At 64.8% G+C, this 26,633-nt stretch carries 17 protein-coding genes, 1 tRNA gene and 1 pseudogene; 4 read left to right on the top strand and 15 right to left on the bottom strand.

What is annotated here, in order from left to right:
• Positions 1-1,635: a recombinase family protein gene (locus GGD67_RS11635; RefSeq protein ID WP_179733056.1), complete on the top strand. Its 1,635-nt coding sequence runs from the start codon at positions 1-3 to the stop codon at positions 1,633-1,635.
• Here GGD67_RS11635 and GGD67_RS11640 read toward each other — a convergent pair.
• From GGD67_RS11640 to GGD67_RS11700, 13 genes and pseudogenes are all read right to left on the bottom strand, one after another.
• Positions 1,606-1,682: transfer RNA gene (locus GGD67_RS11640), tRNA-Arg, on the bottom strand. The two genes, GGD67_RS11635 and GGD67_RS11640, sit on opposite strands and share 30 nt — an antisense overlap.
• A gap of 61 nt (positions 1,683-1,743) precedes the next feature.
• Positions 1,744-2,733, bottom strand: coding sequence for a diguanylate cyclase (locus GGD67_RS11645; RefSeq protein WP_246784278.1), 990 nt, complete (start codon positions 2,731-2,733; stop codon positions 1,744-1,746).
• 125 nt (positions 2,734-2,858) lie between these two features.
• A pseudogene (locus tag GGD67_RS11650) lies at positions 2,859-5,979 on the bottom strand (EAL domain-containing protein).
• A gap of 174 nt (positions 5,980-6,153) precedes the next feature.
• A complete protein-coding gene (locus GGD67_RS11655) occupies positions 6,154-7,239 on the bottom strand; it encodes a branched-chain amino acid ABC transporter permease (RefSeq protein ID WP_179732835.1) in 1,086 nt (361 codons plus the stop codon).
• Positions 7,236-8,246 (bottom strand): branched-chain amino acid ABC transporter permease, encoded by a 1,011-nt coding sequence (locus GGD67_RS11660; protein ID WP_018319497.1) that lies wholly within the window; start codon positions 8,244-8,246, stop codon positions 7,236-7,238. The genes GGD67_RS11655 and GGD67_RS11660 overlap by 4 nt, the downstream gene beginning before the upstream one ends.
• On the bottom strand, positions 8,243-8,965 hold the full coding sequence (locus GGD67_RS11665; protein WP_179732837.1) for an ABC transporter ATP-binding protein: 723 nt from the start codon (positions 8,963-8,965) through the stop codon (positions 8,243-8,245). The genes GGD67_RS11660 and GGD67_RS11665 overlap by 4 nt, the downstream gene beginning before the upstream one ends.
• Positions 8,962-9,738 (bottom strand): ABC transporter ATP-binding protein, encoded by a 777-nt coding sequence (locus GGD67_RS11670; protein ID WP_179732839.1) that lies wholly within the window; start codon positions 9,736-9,738, stop codon positions 8,962-8,964. The genes GGD67_RS11665 and GGD67_RS11670 overlap by 4 nt, the downstream gene beginning before the upstream one ends.
• 166 nt (positions 9,739-9,904) lie before the next feature.
• Positions 9,905-11,089: a substrate-binding domain-containing protein gene (locus GGD67_RS11675; protein ID WP_026202193.1), complete on the bottom strand. Its 1,185-nt coding sequence runs from the start codon at positions 11,087-11,089 to the stop codon at positions 9,905-9,907.
• Positions 11,090-11,195: 106 nt separating this feature from the next.
• Positions 11,196-13,223, bottom strand: coding sequence for an acyl CoA:acetate/3-ketoacid CoA transferase (locus GGD67_RS11680; protein ID WP_179732841.1), 2,028 nt, complete (start codon positions 13,221-13,223; stop codon positions 11,196-11,198).
• A gap of 122 nt (positions 13,224-13,345) precedes the next feature.
• Positions 13,346-14,656, bottom strand: a complete 1,311-nt coding sequence (locus GGD67_RS11685; RefSeq protein ID WP_179732843.1) for an MFS transporter — start codon at positions 14,654-14,656, stop codon at positions 13,346-13,348.
• 198 nt (positions 14,657-14,854) lie between these two features.
• The gene (locus GGD67_RS11690) at positions 14,855-16,297 is read right to left on the bottom strand and encodes a sigma-54-dependent Fis family transcriptional regulator (protein ID WP_179732844.1); all 1,443 of its coding nucleotides are present in this window, start codon (positions 16,295-16,297) and stop codon (positions 14,855-14,857) included.
• Between the two features lie 250 nt (positions 16,298-16,547).
• Positions 16,548-18,284 (bottom strand): bifunctional diguanylate cyclase/phosphodiesterase, encoded by a 1,737-nt coding sequence (locus GGD67_RS11695; RefSeq protein ID WP_179732845.1) that lies wholly within the window; start codon positions 18,282-18,284, stop codon positions 16,548-16,550.
• 219 nt (positions 18,285-18,503) lie between these two features.
• Positions 18,504-19,469, bottom strand: coding sequence for a sensor histidine kinase (locus GGD67_RS11700; protein ID WP_018319505.1), 966 nt, complete (start codon positions 19,467-19,469; stop codon positions 18,504-18,506).
• A gap of 179 nt (positions 19,470-19,648) precedes the next feature.
• Here GGD67_RS11700 and GGD67_RS11705 point away from each other — a divergent pair, with 179 nt between their 5' ends.
• Complete coding sequence (locus GGD67_RS11705) at positions 19,649-20,488, top strand: SDR family NAD(P)-dependent oxidoreductase (protein WP_179732846.1); 840 nt, start codon at positions 19,649-19,651, stop codon at positions 20,486-20,488.
• A gap of 270 nt (positions 20,489-20,758) precedes the next feature.
• Here GGD67_RS11705 and GGD67_RS11710 read toward each other — a convergent pair whose 3' ends face one another.
• Entirely contained in the window at positions 20,759-22,135 is a 1,377-nt protein-coding gene (locus GGD67_RS11710) for a cytochrome P450 (protein ID WP_179732847.1), read from the bottom strand.
• Between the two features lie 149 nt (positions 22,136-22,284).
• Positions 22,285-23,520, bottom strand: a complete 1,236-nt coding sequence (locus tag GGD67_RS11715) for an LLM class flavin-dependent oxidoreductase (RefSeq protein ID WP_179732848.1) — start codon at positions 23,518-23,520, stop codon at positions 22,285-22,287.
• Positions 23,521-23,874: 354 nt separating this feature from the next.
• On the opposite strand from GGD67_RS11715, the gene GGD67_RS11720 reads away from it, so the two are divergent.
• Entirely contained in the window at positions 23,875-25,281 is a 1,407-nt protein-coding gene (locus GGD67_RS11720) for an MFS transporter (RefSeq protein WP_179732849.1), read from the top strand.
• Positions 25,282-25,427: 146 nt separating this feature from the next.
• Complete coding sequence (locus GGD67_RS11725) at positions 25,428-26,633, top strand: PHB depolymerase family esterase (protein ID WP_179732850.1); 1,206 nt, start codon at positions 25,428-25,430, stop codon at positions 26,631-26,633.

Consider the following 26,633-nt stretch of genomic DNA (forward strand, 5'->3'; position numbering starts at 1 on the left):
ATGGCTGTAACGGTTCGGGCGGCGCTCTACTTGCGGGTCTCAACGGGACGGCAGGCCGACAGCGATCTCTCCATCCCGGACCAGCGTCGTCAGGCGAAGGGTTATTGCGCGTCGCGCGGCTGGGAGATCGTCGCCGACTATGTCGAGCCAGGCGCGTCCGCGACCGACGATCGGCGGCCGGAGCTCCAGCGCATGATCGACGCGGCGACGGTCAAGCCGCCGGCGTTCGAGGCGATCCTGGTGCATAGCTTCAGTCGCTTCTTCCGGGACCAGTTCCAGCTTGAGTTTTATGTTCGCCGGCTCGCCAAGAACGGCGTGCGTCTGGTGTCGATCACCCAGGAACTCGGTGACGATCCGATGAGCAACATGATCCGCCAGATCATGGCGCTGTTCGACGAGTACCAGTCCAAGGAGAACGCGAAGCACACGCTGCGGGCGATGAAGGAGAACGCGCGGCAAGGCTTCTGGAATGGCGCGCTGCCGCCGATCGGCTACCGCGTCGTTGAAGCCGCCGAGCAGCGCGGCCATCGCATCAAGAAGACGCTGGAAATTGATCCCATCCAAGCCGAGACCGTGCGGCTGATCTATCGCCTGGCGCGGGAGGGAAACGGCTCCTCCGGGTCGATGGGCGTCAAATCGATCGCCAAGCATCTGAACGAATCCGGCATCCGAACGCGCGACGGCGGACGCTGGGGCGTCGATGCCGTGCACAAGGTACTGACGCGAACCACGTATGTCCGACGCCACCGATTCAACACCAAATATTGGAAAACGCGCGAGTGCAAACCAGAGGCGGAGATCGTCGAAATGGCGGTGCCGCCGATCATCGAGGCCGCGGAGTTCGAGGCGGTGCAGACGCTGCTCAAAACACGCTGCCCGGCACTGACCGCGCCGCGCATCGTCAGCGGCCCAACCCTCCTTACCGGCATCTGCTTTTGCGCTGCCTGCAGCGGGGCGATGACGCTGAGGACCGGAAAGAGCGGGAGATACAAGTATTACACTTGCTCGACCAAGTCCCGGCAGGGCGAGACCGGTTGCAAGGGCCGCACCGTTCCCATGGAAAAGCTCGACAGTGTGGTGGCCGAGCACATTGAGCAGCGCCTCTTACAGCCCAAACGTCTCGAGGAAGTCCTGTCGGCCGTTCTCTATCGCCGGAAGGAGCGCGCCGAACGCCGAACGGCGCATATTGCCGAATTGCGCAAGCGGGCGTCCGAGGCAGAAGCCAAACTTAAGCGCCTCTACGACGCCATCGAGAACGGCGTCGCTGACGTCTCCGATCCGCTGCTCAAGGAGCGCGTGACCGAGCTGAAGGGCATCCGGGATCAGGCCCGTGCTGACGCAGAGCGGGCCGAGGGCGCGCTTGATCGGGCTGGGCCAAGCATCACACCCCAAGCACTCAAGACCTTCGCCAGCCAGGCCCGCAGGCGGATGCGAACTGAGGCGGGCGGTTACCGCCGCGACCATCTGCGCGCCCTGGCCCAGCGGGTCGAAGTGGACGCGAAAGAGGTTCGCATCATGGGATCGAAAAGCGTGCTCTTGTGCACCCTTGTCGCTGCGTCCGGCGCAAAAACGGCAGGTTTTGGAGTGCCCAGTTTTGTACCGAAGTGGCGCACCCGACACGATTCGAACGTGTGACCTTTGCCTTCGGAGGGCAACGCTCTATCCAGCTGAGCTACGGGTGCAGTGCTCGCTCATTTAGCCGATTGGCGCGGGGCGGGCAACCGGTTCTCGCCACATTGCGCTTTAAGCGGTTTTGCGCCGGAAAGGGGCCGGAACCGCTGCGGCCTCCCTACCGAGGCTTGCGAATTCGGCGAGCACCCTTTCGGCGCAAATGACGCGGTTGCGGCCGAGGCGTTTGGCCACATAGAGCGCCTCGTCGGCCGCGCCCAGCAGCCGGTCGGGCCCGCCATCGGCGCCGCCGGGAATGTGGCTGGCGACCCCGACGCTGAGGGTGACGTGGTCGCCGGCGCCGATGGCGCCATGGGCGATCCGCAAGGCGATGACGGCGCAGCGGATCTCATCGGCGATTACGCAGGCGGTATCGCAATCCATGTCCGGCAGGATCAGCGCGAACTCCTCGCCGCCATAGCGGCTGGCGAGATCGAGCGGGCGCACGGCATGCCGGCTGACCACCGAAGCGACCGCGCGCAGGCATTCGTCGCCGATCTGGTGGCCGTGGTGGTCGTTGAACAGCTTGAAATGATCGACGTCGACGAACAGCAGCGCCAGCGGCTTCTGCGTGCGCTGGGCGCGGGCCCATTCGGTCATCAGCATCTGGTCGAACGAGCGGCGGTTCGACAGACCGGTCAACCCATCCTTGGTGGCGAGCTCCTTCAGCGCCATCTCGGCGCGCTTCTGGTCGGTGAGGTCGCGCAGCGTCTCCACCACGGCGATCAGATGGCCGGCCTCGTCGTGGATCGGTCCGGCGTCGATGGCGAGATAGAGCTGGCTGCCGAGCTTCGGCATCGTGCACCAGTTTTCCGCGGAAAAGCCCAGCCCGTTATGGCCGCGCGCGGCGTATTCCGAATAGAACTCCGGAAGCCGCTCGGGCCGGTCGAGCGCGACGAGATCGGCAAGGCAGGGGCGTCTCGTCTCGTAGAAGGCCTGCCAGTGCTTGTTGGTGCCGATCACCTCGGATGCGGCGAGGCCGGTCAACCGCTCGCAGGCCCTGTTCCAGATCACGACGCGGCGCTTGGGATCGATCACGAAGGTCGGCACCACCAGATGCTGCATCAGCCGCACGGCATAGGAATCCGCGACGTCGACCGTCTTGGCCGAAATCTTCGCCGAAGGCTTGCGCGAAGACTTGCGCGAAGACTTGGCCGACGTCTTGCTCGGCGACTTCATAGATTTCGTCATCAGGCCACCGCCGCCACCGGCAAGGCTCCGGGCAAGCCATTGCCCGAGCCGAACAGTTTCCGCACCTCGCTGGCCGGCTTCGGCGGGCTGAACAGATAGCCCTGCATCTGCGTGCAGCCGAGCGCGCGCAGCATCTCGCGCTGCGCCTCGGTCTCGACGCCCTCGGCGACCGTGGTCATACTGCTGGCGGCCGCGATGTTCACCACCGCCTGCACGATCACGGGTGCACCGCTCGTCTCCGCGATGTCGGCGACGAAGCAGCGATCGATCTTGATCTTGTCGAACGGGAAGCGCTTGAGATAGCTGAGCGAGGAGTAGCCGGTGCCGAAATCGTCGAGCGCGATGCGTACGCCGATCGAGCGGAGCTGGTGCAGGATCGAGAGCGCTGCTTCGTCGTCGCGGATCAGCACGGCCTCGGTGATCTCGAGCTCGAGCCGGCGCGGGTCCAGCCCGGAGGCGGCGAGTGCGCCGGCGATCCGCAGCGCCAGCGTGTCGCATTTGAGCTGCACCGGCGACACGTTGACCGCGACGCGGATATGCGTCGGCCAGGTCGCGGCCTCGTTGCAGGCCATGCGCAGCACCCAGTCGCCGAGCTCGTTGATCAGGCCGGTGTCCTCGGCGACGGGAATGAACTCGGCCGGCGAGACCATGCCGCGTTCGGGATGGCGCCAGCGTAGCAATGCCTCGCAGCCCGCCACGTCGTTGGTGCGCAGGTCGACCAGCGGCTGATAGTGAATCTCGAAGCCGCCGTTCACCAGGGCCTGCCGCAGATCCTGCTCCATGCTCAGGCGCGCCTTGGCGCAGGCATCCATCTCTGGCTCGAAGAAGCGGTGGGTGCGGCGCCCCTCGGCCTTGGCGCCGTACATCGCGAGATCGGCGTTCTTGATGAGCTGGTCGAGATCGGTGCCGTCCTGCGGCGCCAGCGCGATTCCGATGCTCGCGTCGGTGGAGAGCTGATGGCCGAGACAGTGATAGGGCTGTCGAATCGCCTCGTAGATTCGCGTCACGAAGGCCAGCACGTCGGCAGGGGACTGGATACCGGTCTGGATCACGGCGAACTCGTCGCCGCCGAGCCGCGCGATCAAATCGTCCTGCTTGAGGCAGCCGCGGAGGCGGCCTGCGATCGCCTTCAACAGCTCGTCGCCGACGTGGTGGCCGAGCGAATCGTTGATGCCCTTGAATTCGTCGACGTCGATGTAGAGCAGCGCGAACTGCGCGCCATCGGCGACCTTCGCCAGCTCGCGTTCGATCTGTTCGCGGAACAGGGTGCGATTCGGCAGGTCGGTCAGCGCATCGTAATGCGCCATATGCGCGATCTTCTCGTGGGCGCGCCGCCGCTCGGTGACGTCCTCGACGACATTGATGATGTAGCGCGGCTCGCCGGACTTGTCGCGGATGCCGATCCGGGTCGAGGTGATATAGCGCCGGCCGGTGGCCGGGGTATTCCAGATGTGCTCATCCAGGAACAGGCCGTTCGGCGATTGCAGCAGCTTGTCGTCGTCCCGGGTGATGATCTCGGCGTCTTCCGTCGGGTAAAGGTCGAACGCGCTCTTGCCGACGATCGTCTCCGGCGTTTCGCCGAGCTGTTGCTCGGCCACCTGGTTGGCCAGGAGGTAGCGCCGCGTTCGGGCATCCTTCACGGTGATCCGCGAAGGAATATGGTCGATGATCTCGCGCAGGAAGGTGTGGTTGCGATCGCGCTCCTGTTCCAGATGGCGGCGATCGGTGATGTCTTCGATCGTCGCGACCCAGCCGCCCTGGGCGAGCGGGGTGTTGATGACCTGGAAGGCGCGGCCATTGGCCAGTTGATGAATTCGCGTGGAGACCGTGCCTTCGGCGACGACCCTCATCACGTCAGCGCAAAATTCCTCGACGTCGCCGTCAAACGCGCCGCGCTCCTGACGATGATACATCGCCTCGCGGATGTGACAGCCGGGTTTGATGACGTCGTGGGAGAGGCCGAACATGTCGGCGTAGCGTCGGTTGCAGGTGACGATGGTGCCGCTCGCGTCGTAGAGGATCAGCCCCTGCGTCATGTTGTTCAAGGCGGTGTCGAGCCGCAGCCGCTCCGCTTCCAGCCGTTCCTGCGCTTCGCGGTTCTGCCGGTTGATCAGGCGGATGATCAGATAGGATCAGCGCGATCACGGCAGCCGAAAGCGCGGCGGTCGTGACCATGAAGCCGGTCTGCTGCCGCCAGTCCGCGAGGGCCGCGACTGTCGTGTTGGTGGCGACGATGACCAGCGGAAAATGCGTCAGCGACGCCGCTGAGCCGAGCCGCTCCTCGCCGTCGAGCGGGCTCTTGACGCGGAGCGTCTGCTGACCGCCCTTGGTCAGCACCTTCCGCATCAGCGGTGCATCCTTGAAGCTCCGTCCGATCAACTCCTCATGATGCGGATAACGCGCCAGCATCTTGCCTTCGCGATCGAACAGCGAGATGGCCGTGCCCTCGGCAAGCGCGACCGATGCGAAATAATGCTGGTAGCTGTCCGGATCGATCCGGCGGACCATCGCGCCGAGGAAGGTGCCGTCCGCGCCGTTCAAGCGGCGCGCCACGATCGTGGTCCATTTGTTGATGATGAAGCTGCGGACTGATTCCAGCAGCACCGGTTCGGACTGCGGATTGGTCTTGAATGTCTGAAAGTAGGCCCGCGACGAAACGTTGATCTTGGGCAGGGGCTGGGCCCGCGACCAGTTGATCAGCTCGCCGTCGGCATCGTAGATCGCGATATCGCCGAGGTAAGACACGGAGCTGATCTTGCTGCGCAGCATCTGGTTCGCCGCAGCCCCGGACATGCGCTCGCGGAACATCGTCGGCGAGGTGATCTCCGTCAGGCTCATCTGACCGATCAGATCGGCAGCGACGAAGTCGGAGTCCTCGAATTGCTGATCAAAATGCCGGGCGATCAGCTGGACCGTGTTTTCCAGCTCGCGCTCGCGGTTGGCCAGTGTGCGCTCGCGAAATTCACCGACGGCCACGGCCGTCACACCGAAGATGCCCGCGACCAGCAACACGCCGCACAGGATCAGCCACAGGACAGGACCACGTCGCGCCAAGGCCTCCCAGCCGTTCCTTGCGGCTAGAGACATTCCGGCTGCCACCGTGGAAAAGACCTGGCGCATTCCCCCTCCCTGGAGGAACACGAATACACCGCACAAATGGCCTAAACCTTAGGAAAGCCAGTTACCTAAGCATTAATCCAGTTGCGCAGTCGCGTCCGTATCCAGCAGAGCGGGAATCGCGTCGTGGTTGTGCGGCGGGTACAGCAACCGCCGCACTGCATCATTAATCGCGCCTTAATGCGAACTGCCGGCGCTCTTGCCGCCAGCGGGATTACGCAGCCGCCCGACCACGCCGGTCGGGAAGAAGTAGACGCTGGCGATGAACAGCAGGCCGAGCCACAGCAGCCAGCGGTCGGGATGCAGCAGCCCCGGCAGCAGCGGCAAGCCGGCCTCCGACGCCGCCGTGGAGGCGACGCCCATCAGCGACTGCAAATAGTTCTGGGCGAGGATGAAGATGGTGGCGCCGATGATCGCGCCGTAGATCGTGCCCATGCCGCCGATCACGACCATCAGCAGGATGTCCAGCATGATCGAGAAGCTGAGCGAGGTGTCGGGACCGGCATAGCGCAGCCACAGCGCATTCAGGATGCCGGCACTGGCGGCGACCAGCGCGGCGATGCAGTTGGCATAGGTCAGGTGGAACACCGTGCGGAAGCCGAGTGCCTCGGCGCGAAAGCGATTCTCGCGGATTGCCTGCAGCACGCGCCCGAACGGCGAGTTCACGACGCGCAGCAGTGCGAGGATCATCAGGGCCGAGATGGCGAACACCAGGTAGTAGGTCAGGATCCGGCCGTTGACCTCGAAGCCGACCAGGCTCTTTGGGATCAGCACCGTGCCGGGCCGGAGCAGCTCGGGCAGCTGAAAGCTGCGCCCGTCCTCGCCGCCGGTCAGCCAGGACAGCTGCGAAGCCAGCACCTGGAAGGCGGAGGCGACCGCGAGCGTGATCATGGCAAAGAAGATCGCGGCGACCCGCAGCGAAAACAGCCCGATGGCGAGCGCGAGCAGGGCCGCGAGCGGTAGGCCGACGACGATGCCGGTGGCGACCGCCGCCCAGTTCGGGCCCATCCCGTACAGCGCGATGGCGATCGCGTAGCTGCCGATGCCGTAGAACATGGTGTGAGCGAACGACACCGAGCCGGTATAGCCGAGCAGGAGGTCGTAGGAGGCGACCAGCGCGGCGAAGACGCAGATCTTGGCGGCGACGTTCAATGCCTTGGCACCCGGAAACAGGAACGGCGTCGCCGCCAGCGCCAGGATGATGACGACCAGAACGACGGTGAGGATCCGGCTACGCGGCGGATCGCCTGACAGGATCATCATCGGCTGGTCACCGCATAGAGGCCGCGCGGCCGCCACATCAGAATGGCGACCATCAGCAGGATGTTGGAGACGAGGGCGAGTTTCGGCACCAGGAAGCCGCCGTAATTGGCAACCATGGCCACGAGGATCGCACCGATGAAGCAGCCGCCGATCGACCCCAAGCCGCCGATGATGACGACGATGAAGATCAAGACGGTGAGGTCGTCGCTCATGGAGGCATGGACCTGCTCGCGATAGAGCGCCCACATCACGCCGCCGAGGCCGGCCAGCGCCGATCCCGTCATGAACACGCCGAGGAACAGCCGGCGGATGCGATAGCCGAGCGCTTCCACCATCTCGCGGTTCTCCACGCCGGCGCGGATCAGGAGCCCGAGCTTGGTGCGGTTGAGCACGAGCTGGATCGCGATGAAGACGGCAAGGCCGATCAGCATCGCCAGCACGCGGTATTTGGCGATCGCGACGTCGCCGAGGATGAAGGAGCCGCGCAGCGACGCCGGTAGCGGCATCGGGATGATCTGCGGCCCCCACAGCGCATAGAGCGTCTGCTCGGCCACGATCAGGCCGCCGGTGGTCATCAGGATCTGCTTCAGGTGCTGGCCGTAGACCGGCAGGATCAGCACGCGCTCGACGACGAGGCCAAGGGCGCCCGACACCGCCATCGAGAGCAGGGCGGCCGGCGCCAGCACGGCGAGGTTCATCCAGAGCGAATCCGCCTGAATGGAGGCTGCGAACGGCGCCAGCACCAGGGTCGCGACATAGGCACCGACGGCGATGAAGGCGCCGTGGCCGAAATTGAGCACGTCCATCAGGCCGAACACCAGCGTCAGGCCCGAGGCCATGATGAAGATCATCATGCCCATGGCGAGGCTCGCGGCGGTCAGCGTCAGCCAGGTGCTGGGCGAGCCGATCAGGGGGATCGTCACGAGGGCGAGCGCGACCGGCAGCAGGATCGGCGCGATGTCGCGCTTCGGCTTCGGCAGCGGATCGGTTGCGGCAAGGTCAGTCACTGATGCGCCTCCAGGCTCAAGCCGAGCAGCCGCTCCTGCAGCGGCACGTCGGCGGCGAGCGCCGCCATCTCGCCGCGATGGACGATGGTGCCGTTGTCCATCACGAGCACGTTGTCGCCGAGCTCGCGGGCGGCAAAGAAATTCTGCTCGACCAGGAGGATGGTTGCGCCCTTGCGCTTGATCTCCTTCAGGCACTCGATCAGCGCCATCACGATCGCCGGCGCGAGCCCCTTGGTCGGTTCGTCGATCAGCAAGAGCTTGCGCGGCTCGATGATGGCGCGCGCGATCGAGAGCATCTGTTTCTGCCCGCCCGAGAGGCTTCCTGCCCGCGACAGCCAGAACCGCCGCAGCGCCGGGAAGAAACCAAAAATCCAGTCGAGCTGCTTGTCGTCCAGCGGCCCGTCGCGCGCCGCCAGCACCAGGTTTTCCTTCACGGTGAGATCGGAGAACACCGCCATGCTCTCCGGAACGTATCCGACACCGAGCCTTGCGATGTCGGGCGTGGCACGGCTCTCGATGCGATCGCCGGAGAGGCTGATCTCGCCCGATGAAGCTTGCCACAGCCCCATGATGGTGCGCAGCGTCGTGGTCTTGCCGGCGCCGTTGCGGCCGAGCAGCATCGTGGTCTGCCCCTGCGGGACGGCGAGGTCGATGCCCTGGAGGATGTGATAGCGGCCGATATGGGTGTGGACGCCGGAGAGCCTTAAAAGATCGGTCATGCCGCGCTCCCTGCAGCTGTCTTGGGCGCGACGCCGAGATAGGCCTCCTGCACGATCGGCGAGGCGATCACCTCGGCAGGCGGGCCGTCGGCGACGAGTTGCCCGTTATGCAGCACGATGATGCGGTCGGCGAGCGAGCGCACCACGTCCATCTTGTGCTCGACCAGCAGGATGATCTTGCTCCTGTCCTGCTTGAGCTGTGCGATCAGGTTGAGGACGACCGGGACCTCGTCGATGCTCATGCCGGCGGTCGGCTCGTCGAACATGAAGACTTTTGGCTCCAGCGCGATCATCAGGGCGACCTCGAGCTTGCGCTGGTCGCCATGCGACAGCGCGGTCGCGGCGACGCCGCGGCGGCTGCCGAGCGCGACCTGGTCGAGGATGGCGTCGGCGCGGGCGATCAGGTCGCGGCGCACCATCCAGGGCCGCAGCATGTCGTAATGGGTGCCGTTCGCCGCCTGCACTGCGAGGCGGACGTTCTCTTCCACGGTGAGGTTTGGAAAGAGGTTGGTGAGCTGGAAGGCGCGCCCGAGGCCGGCGCGGGTCCGCATCGGCGCGGAGTGCTGGGTGATGTCGGTGCCGTCGAACAGGATGCTGCCGTTCGAGGCGCGTAGCTGGCCCGAGATCAGATTGAAATAGGTGGTCTTGCCGGCGCCGTTCGGCCCGACGATCGCGGTGAGCTCGCCCGGACGGAACGTGCAGGTCACGTTGTTGACCGCAACATGGCCGCCGAAGCGGATGGTGAGGTCGCGAGTTTCGAGGGTGAGCGTCATTGTTTGGCAAATGATGAGATGAGGAAGTATCCGCGATCACAGTGGGCTCCCTCCCCCGCTTGCGGGGGAGGGGTGGGGAGAGGGTATTTCCGCACGCGAGAACCCCCAAGGGGAGAGAGCCCTCTCCCGGCCTCCCCCGCAAGCGGGGGAGGTGAAGTAAGAAACGTCAGCGCTTGTTCTTGACCGGAACGTCCATGTCCTCGATCTTCAGCTCGCGCACCGGCTCGAGCACGGCCCAGGCGACGTTCGGATCGACCTTGACCTTGAAGGCGTACATGCTCTGCAGCGCCTGATGGTCTTCCTTCCGGAACACCATCTTGCCCTTCGGCGTGTCGAACTCCAGGCCTTCCATCGCCGTGATCAGCTTCTCGCTGTCGGTCGACTTCGCCTTGGTGACGGCGGCGACGACGGACATCGCGGCGGCAAAGCCGCCCGCAGTGAAGAAGTCCGGCGGCGCGTTGAAGCGCTTCTGGTGCTCGGCGACGAGCCAGTCGTTCACAGGGTTCTTCGGGATCTCGTAGAAATAATAGGTCGCGCCTTCCATGCCGGGCAGGCCCTTATAGGCGGCGAGGGCCGGGAGGATGTTGCCGCCGGTGGAGAGCTCGATGCCGTAGCGCTTCGGGTCCATGTCCTGCAGCTTGGCCAGCGGATTGCCGGCGCCGGCCCAGATCACCCAGATGACCTTGCGGCCCGGCTTGTCCTTCAGTGCGTCGAACAGGCGCTGGCCGACTGCGGTGAAGTCGGTGGTCGAGGTCGGGGCATATTCTTCGGCAGCGAGGGTCGCGCCGGTCTTGGCGAGTGCCTCCTTGAAGGCGGCGACGCCATCGCGGCCGAACGCATAGTCCTGTGCCAGCGTTGCGACGGTGACGCCCTGCTTGCCGATCGCGACCGCATTGGAGATCGCGTCCTGCGAGGAGTTGCGCGCGGTGCGGAAGATGTAGCGATTCCACTTCTCGCCGGTAATCTGGTCCGCGACGGCGGGCTCGACGATCAGGATTTTCTTGTTCTCCTCGGCGACGGGGAGAATGGCGAGCGCCGCGGCCGACGAGGTCGTGCCGATCGCGATGTCGGCCTTGTCGTCCTGATAGGCTTCGGCGAGCGCGGCCTTCGAGAGATCCGGCTTGCCCTGGTCGTCCTTGGTGATGATGACGATCTTGCGGCCATCGAGGGTCATCGTGCCCTTGGTGGCGTATTCGAAGCCCATCTTCAGGCCGGTCTCGGTCTGCTTGGCGTAGGCCTCGAGCGGACCGGTCTTGCCGTAGATCAGCGCGACCTTGAGATCGTCGGCCTGCACGGAGGTGCCCGCAGCGAGTCCGAGAATGGTTGTTGTTATGATGAGTGATCGACGCACGATGGTCCCTCCTGATTTAACGTTTCTCGGCAACAGCGATTTGCATAACACTACGAACATTGCAATTGAACCTTCCGGCCGAGCGCGTCGGCCTTTCGAGCATGCATCATTTTTGGGCTGGCCGCGCATCGCCGGCTCCCTCGGCCTGACGCCGATCCGACTGCGCCTCATCAGCGCTTTCGAAAATGTGCGGCGCGACGCCGCGCTTCTCCAGGGCTTCGCCGAGCTTGATGCGCAGGAAGCCCGACGTGGTGTAGCGCGACACGCCGGAATAGAAGCGATCGACGAGGCTGCGCACCATCGCCGAATAATCGTCCATCAACTCCGGCAGGATGGAAAAATTGTCATAATTGACGATGGCGTAGACCCGGCGGCCAAGCGGAGCGAGCCTGGCTTCGACGATACCAGCGATGGTGTCGATCTCGGCCTTGCTGCGTAGCGGATAGCGCTCGAGATTGACGAAGAACAGGTTCTGCTGCTCGTCCAGCGTGAAGCGCTGGTCGAGTGGGATGGTGAGCAGGCGCTCGCGCAAATCCATCAGACCTTCGCGGAAGATGCGATCGTCCATCAGCGCCGGGTCGCGCGGGATCAGCGGCTTGAAGTCCATCAGGCGCAGAATGTCGCGCTCGATGTCGATGCCGGGCGCGACTTCGGTAAGCTCGAGCCCGTCGGGCCTGAGCTCGAACACGCAGCGCTCGGTGACATACAGCGTGCGCTGCTTGCGCGCGGCGGCGAACGGGCCGCTGAAGGTGACGTGCTCGACGTTACCTACGAACTTGCGCGACTTGGCCTCGTCGAGAATGACGAGCTTGCCGTCCTTCACCGCGATGCGCTGCTTGCCCGCGCCGAAGGTGCCGACGAAAATGACCTCCTTGGCGTTCTGGCTGATGTTGATGAAGCCGCCGGCACCCGCAAGCTTCGGCCCGAACTTGCTGACATTGAGGTTGCCGGCGCGATCGACCTGGGCGAGCCCGAGGAAGGCGGCGTCCAAGCCGCCGCCGTCGTAGAAGTCGAACTGATAAGGCTGGTCGATCACCGCCTGGGTGTTGATCGCCGCGCCGAAATCGATGCCGCTCGCGGGGATGCCGCCGATCACGCCCGGTTCGGCCGTCAACGTGATGAGGTCGATGATCCGCTCCTCATTGGCGACGGAGGCAATCCCCTCGGGCATGCCGATGCCGAGATTGACGACGCTGTTGGCCTTCAGCTCCAGGGCGGCGCGACGGGCGATGATCTTGCGCTCGCTGACCGGCATCACCGGCAGCGAGGCGGCGCGGACGCGGATCTCGCTGGAGAAGGCCGGATTGTATTGCGTGCCGAAGGTCTGCCAGTGATTCTCGGGCCTCGCCACCACGACGCAGTCGACGAGGATGCCGGGAATCTTGACCTGGCGTGGATTGAGGCTGCCGGCCTCGGCAACGCGTTCGACCTGGGCAATGACGATGCCGCCGGAATTATGCGCCGCCATCGCGATGGCGAGCGCTTCCAGCGTCAGCGCCTCCTTCTCCATGGTGAGGTTGCCGTCGGGATCGCCCGTGGTGGCGCGGATGATCCCGACGTTGATCGGGAACGTCTTGTAGAGCAGGCATTCCTCGCCGCCGATCTTGATCAGTTCCACAAGCTCTTCGGTGGTGCGCGCATTCAGCTTGCCGCCGCCCTGCCGCGGATCGACGAAGGTGCCCATGCCGACGCGGGTGATGTGGCCGGGCCGGTGCGCCGCGATGTCGCGAAAGAGATGCGTGATCACGCCCTGCGGCAGATTATAGGCCTCGATCTGGCTCGCGATCGCAAGCTGCTGCAATTTCGGCGCAAGGCCCCAATGTCCCCCGATCACGCGGCGGACCAGGCCTTCATGCGCGAAATGGTTGAGGCCGCGATTCTTGCCGTCGCCCTGGCCCGCCGCGTAGACCAGCGTCAGATTGCGCGGCTTGCCCTGCGTATAGGGGGCATCGCCCTCGTGGGAGAGATAGAGCTCTTCCAGCGCGACCGCGATCTCCTCGGCAAAGCCGATGCCGACGAAGCCGCCGGTCGCGACCGTGTCGCCGTCACGGATCAGCATGACGGCTTCCGCCGCGGTGACGACTTTGCCCTTCTCGGAATTGCGCAAGTAGGGCAAGGCAGGATGCTGGCTCATGGCATTCCCTCCCATGTCTGTTGCGGACCGCATGCCGGCTCTTCTCGTTTGCCTCTATTCGTATCGCGTGGAGCGGCTGGCGACCAGCCGCTCCGGCGTCGCGGAGGCCGCACTCAGCCCGTTCAGGGCTGGGCGACCTTGCGTGTTTCGGTGGCGAAATAGACCGAGACGATGGTGATCAGCGCCAGCGCGATCATGTAGAGCGAGATCGGCCAGGTCGCCGGCGCGTAGGCCGTCATCAGTCCCGTCGCGATCAGCGGCGACAGCGCGCCGGCGAAGATCGAGGCGAGGTTGTAGCCGAGCGAGACGCCGCTGTAGCGCACCTTGGTACCGAACAGCTCCGACAGGAAGCTCGCCTGCGGGCCGTACATCGCGGCATGACCGATGGCGAGGCCGAGCACGATCGCGATCCAGGCATATTGCGGGTTCCTGGTCGCCAGCAGCGTGAACAGCGGGAACGACATCAGCGCCGAGAACACCGCGCCGAAAATGTAGATCGGTCGCCGCCCGAGCCGGTCGGAGAGCGCACCGAAGGCCGGGATGGTGAAGGTCTCGATCGCGGCGCCGATCAGCACGCCATTGAGCATGTCCTGCTTGTTCATGCCGAGCGATTGCGTGGCATAGGCGAGCACGAAGGTCGCGTAGATGTAGAAGAAGCCGTTTTCGGCGAAGCGCGCGCCCATCGCGAGCAGGATGTTCTTGGGATACATCCTGATCGCCTCCAGGATCGGCATCTTCACTTCCTGCTTGGTATCCTTGACCTTCTGGAACTCCGGAGATTCGGCGATGGTGAAGCGGATCCACAGGCCGACCAGCACCAGCGCGATCGAGAACAGGAACGGGATGCGCCAGCCCCACGCCAGCAGCTGCGCGTCGGTCAGCATCGCCGATACCACCGAGAAGACCAGCGTGCCGAGCACGAGGCCGAGCGGAGCGCCGAGCTGCGGCCAGCTGCCGTAAAAGCCCTTCTTGTCCGCGGGCGCATGCTCGACCGCCATCAGCACCGCACCGCCCCATTCGCCGCCAAGGCCAAAGCCCTGGATCAGGCGGCAGGTGACGAGCAGGACCGCGGCCCAGATGCCCGCGGTCTCGTAGGTCGGCAGGAATCCGATCGCCGCGGTCGCCACGCCCATGATCAGCAGCGTCAGATAGAGCATGGTCTTGCGGCCGATCTTGTCGCCGTAATGCCCGAACACGACGCCGCCGAGCGGGCGTGCGACGAAGCCGAGCGCGTAGGTCGCGAACGCCAGCAGTGTTCCCATCATGGGGTCGAAGGTCGGAAAGAACAGCTTGTTGAAGATCAGCGCCGCGGCGGTGCCGTAGAGGAAGAAGTCGTACCACTCGATGGCGGTGCCGATCAGGCTCGCCGTGGCGACCGTGACATGCGAGGGCTGCTTCGCCTGAAGCTGATGGACCGAGATCGCTTCACTCATCCTTGCGTCCTCCCTGATTTGCGAATGCGCATGTGCAGCATGCGTCATTGTGCAAAGCGAAGAGCAAGGTCCGCGCCAGGTGCTGTTGGCTCGCGCAAACCGGCTTAAATTCCGGCAATTTCCGCATTGGCGCCCGGACAGAGCCGCTCGGTGCCTTGTCCGGAATCCGAGACTCCGGACAGTCCATTGTCTCGAAACTCAGACGGAGGCCGGCCCTGCGGCGAGGCCGAACTTGGCGAGCTTCTTGTAGAAGGTCGCGCGCGAGATCCGCAGCATCCTGGCGGCCTCGGAGATCTGGCCGTTGCTGGCGGCGAGCGCCTGCTCGAGCGTATGCTTCTCGAATTCGGCCTCGGCTTCGGCATAGGGCACCACGGGTCCGGCCGGGCGCGCGGATGCTGAGGGCCTGACGTCGGAGCCGACGGGAAGAATGCGGGCGACGTCCTCGCCGGTCAGCCGGCCGGAATCGCTCAGGATCAGCGCCCGCTCCAGGATGTTGCGGAGCTCGCGGACGTTGCCCGGCCAGTCATAGCGTGCCAGCGCGGAAAGCGCGCTCGGCGTGATCTTCGCCTTGATGTAATCGCCGGAGGCGCTGATGTCCTCGAGCAGCCGGGCGCAGATGTCGGGGAGATCATCCAGGCACTGCCGCAGCGGCGGCAAATCGATCGAGAGCACGTTCAGCCGGTAATAGAGATCGGGCCGGAACGCGCCGTCGCTGACGCGCTTGCGCAAATCCACATTGGTCGCCGCGACCACGCGCACGTCGACCTTGGAGATCTTGTCCGAGCCGAGCGGCTCGATCTCGCGCTCCTGCAGCACGCGCAGCAGCTTGGCCTGCAATTGCAGCGGCATCTCGCCGATCTCGTCGAGGAACAGCGTGCCGCCGTCGGCGATCCGGAATTTTCCTTCGCGTCCCCTGCGGTCGGCGCCGGTATAGGCGCCCGGCGCGGTGCCGAAGAACTCCGATTCGATCAGCGTGTCGGGGACCGCGGCGACATTGACGCTGACGAACGGCTTCTCGGCACGCGAGGAGGCATTGTGAATCGCCTGCGCCAGCATCTCCTTGCCCGTTCCGGTCTCGCCGGTGAGCAGCACGGTGACGCTCTGCCTCGCGGCGCGGCTTGCAAGCTGTTTGGCCTGCGCGATACCAGGCGTGGTGCCGACGTAGTCGGCGAAGGTGAAGCGCGCCGCCCGGGCGTTGGACAATTGCCGCCGCGCCAGCCGCAGATCGCTCTCGAGCTGGGCGACGCGGGCGAGCAGGGGTTTGAGGCTTTCGAGGTGGTCGTACAGCACGAAGCCGATCGCGCCGATCACGGTGCCGTTCTCGTCCTCGATCGGCATGCGCGTGACCACGAGCTGCTCGCCGCCGAGCTCCATGATGTCGAGCAGGATCGGTTCGCCGGTCTCGGCCACCTTGCGCATCAGGCTGTTCGGGATGACCTCCTCGATCGGCCGGCCGATTGCCTCACTGGTCCGCTTGAGGCCGAGCGCCGCGAGATATTTTTCATTGACGTAGACGACGCGTCCGCCGCGGTCGATCGCGATCGCGCCCTCGCAGAGCTTCTCCAGCCGCTCGAACAGCGTCTCCATCGCGCGCGCACGAAGGTAAGCGGGATCGCTGATCGAGGCGGAAGAGGCGGACATGACATATCCCGGGGGAAGTCTGTCTGTGTATTAGCAAAAGGGCGTCGATTTCAAAGGGGGAATTGGTCGGTCGCGAGGCGCCCCATCGTCGTCCCGGACAAGCGAAGCGTAGATCCGGGACCCATACCCACAGGGCATAGTTTGGCGAACATTCGGAGTTGGCAGCCTACTCCATAACCACGCCCTGGGGTGGGTCCCGGGTTCGCTTCGCGCCCCGGGACGACAGCGGTAATGTTGTCCCGCTTGCACCCTACCTTCGATACCCGCTCGCCCGCGAATAGCCCTGGCGGTTCTGCTGGTGCGGGCGGCTTGCGACGCTGGCGCGTGACTCGCTGGACACGGGCGTTGCGAGCTTGAGTTCCTCCAAAAAGATCGGCCGGGAGAAGTAATAGCCCTGCGCGTAGCGGATCTTGGTCGCGGCCTGCAGATAGGCGAGCTCCTCGTAGGATTCGAGGCCTTCGGCGATCACGGTCATGCCGAGCGCTTCGCTCAAGGATTCGATCGCGCGCAGGATGCCCTGGCTGCGCGGGCGCTTATGGATGTCGGTGATGAAGGAGCGGTCGATCTTGATCTCGTCCGCGGTGATGTCGGCCAGCGCCGAGAGCGAGGAATATCCGGTGCCGAAATCGTCGATCGAGATGCCGACGCCGAGCTTGCGGAACATCGGCAGGATCTCGTCCTGGAAATGATTCTTGGCGACGAAGGCGTCTTCGGTCACCTCGATCATGAAGCGCTGCGGAAAGCCGGTGTCGTCGAGCGCCCGCGCGAAGCTGCGCATGAATTCTGGGTTGCCGGCCTGCTTGGCCGCGACGTTGATGCTGATGGTCGCTTCCGCGCCGAACGTCTCGTTGATCAGGTCGATCGATTTGACGATTTCGGCGAGCACGAGATGGGTCAATTCGTCGATCAGGCCGAGCTCGCTGGCAAGATTGATGAAGGATCCCGGCGCCTGGATCACGCCTTCGTCGTCGCGCAAACGGACCAGGGCCTCGATGCCCTTCACCGCCTGGGTGCGGATGTCGACCTTGGACTGGAAGGCGCAGCAGAAACGCTTTTCCAGGATAGCGAGCCGCAGCGACTGCTCGATCTTCATCCGCGCCAGCGCCTCGCGCTCCATGCTGGAGTCGAAGAAGGCTGCCGATCCCTTGCCGTCGTTCTTGATGCGGTACATCGCGATGTCGGCATTCTGGCGCAGCGTCTCGAAGCTGCGTCCGTGATCGGGATAGAGGCTGATGCCGACCGAGGTGGAGGCAAAGAGTTCCGAATGGTCGATGAAGAACGGCGCCGTCAGCCGCTCCAGCGTCGACTGCATGAATTCGGCGACTTCCTCCTGGCTCTGGATCGGGGAGAGCAGCAGCAGGAATTCGTCGCCGGAGATGCGCGACAGCATGTCGGTATCGCGCAAGTCGCGCCCGAGCCGCTTCGACAGCTCGACCAGCAGCGCATCGCCGACGGCGTGGCCGTAATAGTCGTTGATGTGCTTGAAATTGTCGACGTCGAGGAAGGCCAGCGCGAAGCGCTCGCCGCCGCCATTCTCCGCCAGCAGATTGTTGGCGTGATGTTCGATCACGCGCCGCGAGGGCAATCCCGTCAGCTCGTCGAAATAGGCCGAGCGGAACAGCTGGTCCTCGAAATTCTTCTGCTCGGTGATGTCGGACGACGCCGAGATCAGCAGTTCGCGTCCGGCGAGGCGAACGGGACGATGGGTCGTGAGCAGTACCTGGCGCGCGGCGCCGCCGTGAAGCGCCTCCTCGGTGACGACAGCCTGGCCGGCGCTCAGTGCCTGGCGGCAGGCCTCGCGGCGCGGCGCAAGATCGGGTGAAGGACGGCTGCCGTCCATGCCGAGCTGCGCGGCCGCGGCATCGTTAACCAGCAGAAGCTCGCCATGCGCATCCTGCACGGTCAGACCGGCCGGCAGCATTCTAACGATTTCCTTGAGAAAACCGAGCTCGGCTTCAGTCGCGCCGGAATATTGGTTGTCGTTCATAGAAGTCATGAATCTTGTTGTTTCAGCGCGCCTTTGCAATGGGCGCGATCTTGCGTGGTTCCCTCTTAAGTTTGGTTAAGGGGTCAGGAGAAATACGGGGGTGTTTTGGAGGAAACTTGCGGCGTTGCGACGCGCGCCGACGATCGTCATTAACAGAGGGTCAACAGCGCGTGCGAAACTGCGGGCGGCACGCGGGCCGGCTTTCCTTGACGCGCGATGCTATTCGCTTCGGGGGATGCGGCACTGCATGATGCAATGCAGCCCGGTCTTCAGGTAAGAGATCTCGGTCCTGCCATCGAAGGACGACAGTGCCGATTTCAGCAGCTTGGTGCCGAAGCCGGGCTCGGACACCTCATCCACACTCGGACCCTCGGTCTCGTCCCAGGTGATGATCAGGCGGTCGTCGCTGACGGTCCATGACACCTGCAGTAGACCGCGCGGCGCGGAGAATGCGCCGTACTTGCCCGCATTGGTGGCGAGTTCGTGAAACATCAATGACAGCGTGACCGCGAGCTTCGGCGGCAGGAACAGTCGATCGCCATTGAGGGTGAAGCGGACATGGCCGTAGGGGCCGAGCTCCGAGATCAGGAGGTCACGGATGTCACAGCCGGCCTTGTCGATCCGCGAGATCAGATCGTCGGTCGCGGCCAGCGAGCGCAGCCGCGGATCGACCCGGGCCCAGACCTGGGGGTGGTCGTGGAGCACCTGGTGCAGCACCGCGTGCACCGTCGACAGCTTGTTCTTCAGCCGGTGCTGGAGCTCGTCGACCAGCAGTTTGCGATACTCTTCTTCCTCGATCAGGCGCTTGGAGATCCGGCGCTGCTCCGCGAGCATCGTGCGATAGTGCTCGACGCCCCAGATGGTGAGCGCGCAGACCGCCCAATACAGCGCCAGCAGGGCAAATCGCGCCCGATCGGCAAAGGCATCGCCGAAATTCACGACGACGCCGAGCATGCCGCCGACCAGCGCAGTCACGATTCCGATCCGGAAGCCCCCGAACGCGGCGGCAAAGAACACGGCCGGAAAGTAGGGGGTGAAGTAGACGTCGGGCCGCACATGGGCGAGGGCCCAGCGCGTCAGCGTCGCAATCAGCAGGCAGGCCACCGCAAAGGCAATGCTCAGACCAAGCGATGGCGGCGCCGCACCCTGCCAACCCCTGCGGAATTCCTCGATCAGCTTCCCCATGCGCAGCCCAGTTGCGATATGCGTTCGAAAATCGAGCGGCCCATCAGGATGTTACGCATCCCGTCCGCGCAAGCATAGCTTGCCTTGCCGCAGACAGGCAGAGATAGTGGCCACCGCTGCGATGGCAGCGGCCGATGTTCGCCATTTGGCATCAAATCGTTCGAAAACAGGAACATTCCATGGGCAGGCTGGACGGCAAGGTTGCGGTGATTACGGGGGCGACGAGCGGGATCGGATTGCGCACTGCGGAAGTCTTCGTTGCCGAAGGTGCCAAAATTGTGATCGCGGGGCGGCGTCTACCGGAGGGCGAAGCCCTGGCCAAGCAGCTCGGCGCCAACTGCATCTTCCGCCAGACCGACGTGACAGTCGAAGACCAGATGCAGGCGCTGATCGCGCTCGCCGTGGACAAGTTCGGCCGGATCGACTGCCTGTTCAACAATGCCGGCGGCCCGGCGCAGACCGGCGGCATCGAAGGCCTTGAGGTCGAGCGCTTCGATGCGGCGATGGCGACGCTGGTGCGCAGCGTCATGCTCGGCATGAAGCACGCCGCGCCCCACATGAAGAAGCAGGAGAGCGGCAGCATCATCAACAATGGCAGCATCGCCGGCCGCCTCGCCGGGTTCTCGTCCTCGATGGTCTATAGCGCGGCCAAGGCGGCGGTGATCCATCTCACCAAATGCGTGGCGATGGAGCTCGGCGAGTCCAACGTGCGCGTCAACGCGATCTCGCCGGGCGCGATCGCGACCGGCATCTTCGGCAAGGCGCTCGGGCTCTCGACCGATGCTGCGGAGAAGACGCCGGCGGTGATGCGCGAGGTCTACAAGACCGCCCAGCCGATCCCGCGCGCGGGCCTTCCCGATGACATCGCCCAGGCCGCGGTGTTCCTGGCCAGCGACGAATCCAGCTTCATCAACGGCCACGATCTCGTCGTCGACGGCGCCATGACCGGCGGCCGCAACTGGAGCCAGCAGCAGCAGGGCTATGTGGCCTTGCGCAAGGCGTTCGATCAGGGGGCGTAAGCGACGGAGACGGTGCCGTAGGGTGGGCAAAGGCGCGCTCTTCGCGCGCCGTGCCCACCAACCCGTTCCATAGCGGCAAATCGTGGGCACGGCGCTCTGCGCCTTTGCCCACCCTACCAGATCTCGTGCCCCGGACGCAGCGCAGCGCCCCCGGCGATGCGAAGCATCGTCCGGTGCCGTGCGCTGCAGAGCCGAAGCCCATCTCTCCACCTACTCGATCGCAGCATCTGGGTCCCGGCTCGCGCTTCGCCGCGTCCGGGACACGTGAGGCTAAACCGCCCGCACTCTCACCCGCAACCCGTCGCGCGGCTTCGGGATCGGCCACATCTGCCAGTCCGGCTTGTAACCGGGCTCCAGCGACACCTCGATGTTCTGCAAGAAGTGCCGCGCGAAGCATTTTGCCTGCATGTAGGCGAAGTGCAGCCCGAGGCACATATGTGCGCCGCCGCCGAACGGGACCCAGGCGAAGCGGTGGCGACCCCGTTGCGCCTCTTCGGTGAAGCGCAACGGGTTGAAACGATCCGGCTCCGGCCAGATGTCCTTCATGTGATGGGTATAGAGCGGATTGACGCCGACCGCGGTGCCGGCGGGAATCGTAAAACCCTTGAAGGTGAAGTCGCGCATGGCGCGGCGCGGCATCGAGGGTACCGGCGGCTTGATCCGCAGCGCCTCCTTGAACGCCATCTCCGACAGCGGCATTTTTTCGAGATCGTCGAAGCTGCTCGGCGCGCCTGGCGCGAGCCCGAGTGCGAGAACTTCCGCGCGTAGCCTGTCCTGCCAGTCCGGATTGGCGGCGAGCTCACCGATGAAGGATGTCAGCGACGAGGTCAGCGTGTCGTGCGCCGCCATCATCAGGAAGCTCATGTGGTCGATGATGTCCTGCTCGGACAGCAGCGCGCCGTCCTCATGGGTGGCGCGGCAGAGCTGGGAGAACAAATCATCGCCGCCGTGATTGCCGCGGCGAAGCGGGATCTGCTCGCGGAAATAGGCGACGATGCGTTTGCGCCCCCTGACGCCGGCGGCCATCTGGGTGCCCGGAAGGGGACGGCGGATCGGCGCGACGGCAGCCGCGACCATGTCGACGAAGGCGCGGTTGATCTCGTCGACCTCCGGCCCGATATCGGCGCCGAGGAAGGACGCTGCGGCGAGGTCCAGCGTGAGCTGCTTCATCGCGGGGTAGAGCTGCATCTCGCCGGGCTTGGCTTTCCACTGGGCGACCCGCGCGGAGATGCCGCGGTCGAGATCGGCCAGGTAGGATTTCATCGGTCCGGACTTGAACGCGACCGACAGCGCCTTGCGGTGCAGCCGGTGCTCGTCGAAATCGAGCAGCATCAATCCGCGCGGAAACAACAGGCCGAGCACCTTGTTCCAGCCGTGGGTCGAGGAGAACAGCTTTTGCTGGTCAAACATCACGAGCTCGTTGGCCTCGGGCCCGAGCAGCACGACGTTGGTCTCGCCGAACACATGGGTGCGGTAGACCGGGCCGTATTTGGCGCCGTTCGCCTCGATGTGGCCCTTGGGATCGGCCAGCACCTGGAAGGTCTTGCCGATGATCGGCCATCCCTCGTCGCCGGGAATGTGCGTCAGGGCGTTGCGCTTGGGCGCGGTATAGTCGGGCGCCGGTGCGGCCACATTCTGCATCGACATGACGATTGCTCCGGTTGGCAGGCGCCGCGAACATAGCACGATCCGGCCGCGATGAGCTGCGGTCGTCTTGCGCACAAAATCGTCACACCCACGGCCGTCGTCCCGGGTTCGCGCCAGGCGCGCCCCCGGGACGACGAGTGGAGTGCGTCCTATCGCTTCGCCGCCTCCTTCTGCAGATCCGGCGCATTGACGGCGGGGATGGCGACGCGGCCTGGGCCGGTCATCTTCAGCGCCTCGGCGGCCTTCTCGTTCTCCATGATCTTGGCCATCACGGCCTGGCCCGCACGCTCGAAAATGGCGCGGTTCTCGATCACGAATTTTTGCGACCTGCGCAGGCCGTCGATATAGCCGTTGATCTCCGGCACGACGTAGCGCGCCACCATGTCCCAGCTCCGGCGCGTCGCTTCCGGATTGGCCCAGTCGTGCACGAAACCGATGATGGCGCCGACGCCGCCGGAGACCTGCATCACGTTCTTGATGGTTTTAACGAGATCGTCGGGCGTGCCGATGGTGGAGGCCGCGCCCTCGACGAAGGCGGTCTTGTCCACGGCCTCGTCGGGCGAGGAGAACGCAGTGAGGCCCGGCCGCTGCAGCGTGCCGACATTATATTCGTTGTGCCAGCGCATCAACCCGGCGCCGGCTTCCTTGCGCGCCTGCTCGCGGGTCTCGGCGATGTGGAAGGTCAGCAGCACGCGCCAGTCGGCGCGGTCGACCTTGGTGCCGTGTTTCTTCGCGGCGTCCTCGGCAAACTGCCATTGCTGCTGCAGCGACATCAGCCCCTGCGTCGTCATCGAGCCCAGCGAGATGATGCCGATGCCGTACTTGCCGGCCAGCGTCATGCCGGAGGGCGAGATCTGCGAGGCCACGACGAACGGCATCTCCTCCTGCAACGGCAGGATCTGCAGCGCGGCGTCGTTCATCGTGAACCAGTCGCTCTTCGCCGTGACGCGCTCGCCGTTGAAGAGGCGGCGGATGATTCCGATGGCCTCGTCCTGGCGGTCGCGCTGCGTCATCGGGTCGATGCCGAGCGTGTGTGCGTCGGAGGCCAGCGCGCCGGGGCCGGAGCCGAAGATGGCGCGGCCGCCGGTCATGTGGTCGAGCTGCACCATGCGCTGGGCGACATTGTAGGGATGATGATAGGGCAGCGACACCACGCCGGTGCCGAGCTTGATCCGCTTGGTGCGCTCGCCGGCCGCAGCCAGGAACATCTCGGGCGAGGCGATCATCTCCCAGCCCGAGGAATGATGCTCGCCGCACCAGAACTCGTCATAGCCGAGCGCATCGAGCTGCTCGACCAGGTCGAGGTCGCGCCGGAACTGGAGCATCGGATGCTCCCCGATCGGGTGATGCGGGGCAAGGAAGGCTCCGAACTTCAGGCGCGCCATGGCGTTCTCTCCGGCTTTGATTTTCTGTTTGTTGAGGCGGTGAAGCTACGTGCCGGAAGGCGCGAACGCAATCGCGCGGTGTCCCGCGCGGCGGAATGCAGGCATGCGTGCGTTGAGTCTTCCCCCTCTCCCCGTTCTTACGGGGGGAGGGGCTGCTTCGCCAAATTCGGTGGCATTGGGACTCGCGGCAGCTCCCCCGAATTCAAACTGCGTTTGAATCCCGCCTCTCCCCGCAAGTGGGGAGAGGCGAAACAGCCGTGCCTCGAACGAAGCACACGAATCCTACCTCCGAGGTAATCGTGACACCGCGCCAGACCTGAAATCATCGGCACGGTAATCCAGGGTTACGCGCCGATGCATCAGATCGTCATACAACAAATCGATTCGTCCCGCCGCTGGTGGGTGCTGGCCATCGTGGTGGCCGCCCAATTCATGTTCGGCGTCGATGCCTTCATCGTGAACGTCGCCATTCCGACCATTGCGGTCGATCTGCAGGCCACGCCGGCGCAGATCGAATCCGTGATCGCGATCTACCTGATCGCCTACGCCACGCTTGTCGTCACCGGGGGCCGGCTTGGCGACGTTCACGGCACCAAGACTATCTTCCTGGCCGGCGTGCTCGGCTTTACGGCGACCTCGCTGTGGTGCGGGCTCGCGCAGTCCGGCGTGGAGCTGATCATCGCTCGCCTTGCGCAGGGCGCGACCGCGGCGCTGATGGTGCCCCAGGTGCTGGCGACGCTGCATCTCCTGTTCACGGACGAGTCGCGCAGCCGCGCCTTCGCGATCTACGGCATCGTGCTGGGGCTGGCCGGTGCCGCAGGCTTCCTGCTCGGCGGTCTGCTGGTCACGATTGATCTCGCTGGCACCGGCTGGCGTTCGGTGTTCTTCGTCAACGTTCCCTGCGGCCTCGTCATTGTGGCTGCCGCCTGGCGCATCATGCCGTCGGTGCCGCGGCGATCAGGGACGAGGCTCGACATCCAGGGCAGCATGGTCCTGTTCGCGGGGCTGCTGTGCCTGATCGGCCCGCTGCTGTTCGGTCACGATGTCGGCTGGGCTCCCTGGCTGTGGGCCGTGATGGCGATCGGCGGCGCCGTGCTCGTAGCGTTCCTGAAGCTCGAGCACGCAGTCGCGCGTGCCGGCGGCATGCCGTTGATCGACCTCACGCTGCTGGCGGATGCCGCTTTCCTGCGCGGGCTTGGCGCCGCCTTCTTTTTCTTCCTTGCCAATCTCTCCTTCTACCTCGTCATGACGCTGTTCATGCAGCGCGGCCTGAAGATCCCGCCGCTGTCGGCCGGCATGGCCTTCATCCCGCTCGCGCTGGCCTTCGTCGTGGCCTCGCGCCACAGCGGCGCGCGGGCGCGTCATCGCGGCACCAAGGTGTTGATCGAAGGCTGCGCGCTGCAGATCGCAGGCCTCGCCGCGCTCGCGCTTGTTGCAGCCTGTATCGATGCGCCATCGCCGCTTCTGCTGGCGTTCGCCATGATCATTTTCGGCTACGGCCAGGGACTGGTGATGGCGCCGCTCTCCGGCGCGGTGCTCTCGACCGTCAAGCCCGTCGCCGCAGGCTCGGCCTCCGGCATCTACGGCACGACTGCGCAGATCGGAAATGCGGCCGGAGTGGCCGCAATCGGCGCGGTATTCTTCGCCGTCGATGCCTTGCAATCAGCGCGCGCAGGATTTCTGGTCTCGCTTGTGCTGTTTGTGACATTAATCCTGATCTGCGCCGCATTTCTGTCGTGGATGCGTCGCGCATCTGCATGAAGTTGAGGCATTGCGGTTAATACGTGCGGATTTCGGCGGGATTTCCCGTGATTTTCGTGGATGGACAGCGCACGGTCTTTTTATTTTGCAATGCAGCAACTATCTGGTTTGGCTGAACGTTGACAGTCGCCCACCAGGAAGTTGCCGTGTCGTTAGCCAAAAATGTTGATCTGTTGAGACGTCTGCCGAGGCTGGACGGTCTGCGCTTTGCCGAGCTCGGCCGCAGCGCGGATGCGTCCAGTCCGTTGGAAGAGCTCACCGGCTTTGGCGACAACCCGGGCGCCTTGCGCATGTTCGCGTTCGTGCCGGCGCAGTTGCAGAAGCCGCGCGCGCTGGTCGTCGTGCTGCATGGCTGCGGGCAGACGGCAGCCGGTTACGATCTCGGCGCGGGCTGGTCGACGCTCGCCAAGCACTATGGCTTCGCGCTGCTGATGCCCGAGCAGCAGCGGATCAACAACGGCAACACCTGCTTCAACTGGTTCAATCCGGAAGATACGGCGCGGGACAGCGGCGAGGCGCATTCGATCCGCGAGATGATCGCGCACATGGTCGAGGCGCATCGCATCGATCCCAGGCGCATCTTCATCACCGGCCTGTCGGCCGGCGGCGGCATGACGTCGGTGATGCTCGCGACCTATCCGGAAGTCTTCGCGGCCGGCGCGGTCATTGCCGGACTGCCCTATGGCATCGCCTCGAATTTGCGCGAGGCGCTGGACGGCATGTTTCATTCCCCGGTGCGTCCCGCGCGCGAGCTCGGCGATCTCGTGCGCAATGCCTCGGATTATCGCGGCCCCTGGCCGAAGGTTTCGGTGTGGCACGGCAGCGCCGACCGCACCGTCAATCCCGGCAATGCCAACGAGATCGTCAAGCAGTGGCTCGATCTGCATGATCTGCCGGAAGCGCCGATGGCGGAGACCAATGTCGACGGCTATCCGCGCCAGGCGTGGTGGGGCAAGGACGGCGAGACGCTGGTCGAGTCCTACGCCATCACCGACATGGCGCACGGCACGCCGCTCGGGCTTGCCGACAACGACCAGCGCTACGGCGTGGAAGGCGCATTCCTGATCGAGGCCGGTATTTCCTCGTCCTATCACATCGCAAAGTTCTTCGGCCTCACCGGCTGGATTGCAGATGCTGCAAAGGCGGAGGCCAAGCCTACAAGCAAGTCTACAAGCAAGCCTACAAGCAAGCCTGCCGCGCAGCCGGCCTTGACGCCCGCGCCGCATCTCGCCCGCTCGATCCGCGCCACGGTCGCCGAACAGCCGGCCGAGCCGACGCGCGAGGAGGCTCGCGGCTTCGATCTCGGCCAGATCATCACGCGCGCACTGACCGCCGCGGGGCTGATGAAGTAG

Source organism: Bradyrhizobium sp. IAR9 (assembly GCF_013408065.1).
Taxonomy (GTDB): domain Bacteria; phylum Pseudomonadota; class Alphaproteobacteria; order Rhizobiales; family Xanthobacteraceae; genus Bradyrhizobium.

Coding starts and splice junctions, on each gene's coding strand:
- GGD67_RS11635 (WP_179733056.1), top strand. CDS start 1: ATGGCTGTAACGGTTCGGGCGGCGCTCTACTTGCGGGTCTCAACGGGA.
- GGD67_RS11645 (WP_246784278.1), bottom strand. CDS start 2,733: ATGCAGCATCTGGTGGTGCCGACCTTCGTGATCGATCCCAAGCGCCGC.
- GGD67_RS11655 (WP_179732835.1), bottom strand. CDS start 7,239: ATGATGATCCTGTCAGGCGATCCGCCGCGTAGCCGGATCCTCACCGTC.
- GGD67_RS11665 (WP_179732837.1), bottom strand. CDS start 8,965: ATGACCGATCTTTTAAGGCTCTCCGGCGTCCACACCCATATCGGCCGC.
- GGD67_RS11670 (WP_179732839.1), bottom strand. CDS start 9,738: ATGACGCTCACCCTCGAAACTCGCGACCTCACCATCCGCTTCGGCGGC.
- GGD67_RS11680 (WP_179732841.1), bottom strand. CDS start 13,223: ATGAGCCAGCATCCTGCCTTGCCCTACTTGCGCAATTCCGAGAAGGGC.
- GGD67_RS11685 (WP_179732843.1), bottom strand. CDS start 14,656: ATGAGTGAAGCGATCTCGGTCCATCAGCTTCAGGCGAAGCAGCCCTCG.
- GGD67_RS11690 (WP_179732844.1), bottom strand. CDS start 16,297: ATGTCCGCCTCTTCCGCCTCGATCAGCGATCCCGCTTACCTTCGTGCG.
- GGD67_RS11695 (WP_179732845.1), bottom strand. CDS start 18,284: ATGAACGACAACCAATATTCCGGCGCGACTGAAGCCGAGCTCGGTTTT.
- GGD67_RS11700 (WP_018319505.1), bottom strand. CDS start 19,469: ATGGGGAAGCTGATCGAGGAATTCCGCAGGGGTTGGCAGGGTGCGGCG.
- GGD67_RS11705 (WP_179732846.1), top strand. CDS start 19,649: ATGGGCAGGCTGGACGGCAAGGTTGCGGTGATTACGGGGGCGACGAGC.
- GGD67_RS11710 (WP_179732847.1), bottom strand. CDS start 22,135: ATGTCGATGCAGAATGTGGCCGCACCGGCGCCCGACTATACCGCGCCC.
- GGD67_RS11715 (WP_179732848.1), bottom strand. CDS start 23,520: ATGGCGCGCCTGAAGTTCGGAGCCTTCCTTGCCCCGCATCACCCGATC.
- GGD67_RS11720 (WP_179732849.1), top strand. CDS start 23,875: ATGCATCAGATCGTCATACAACAAATCGATTCGTCCCGCCGCTGGTGG.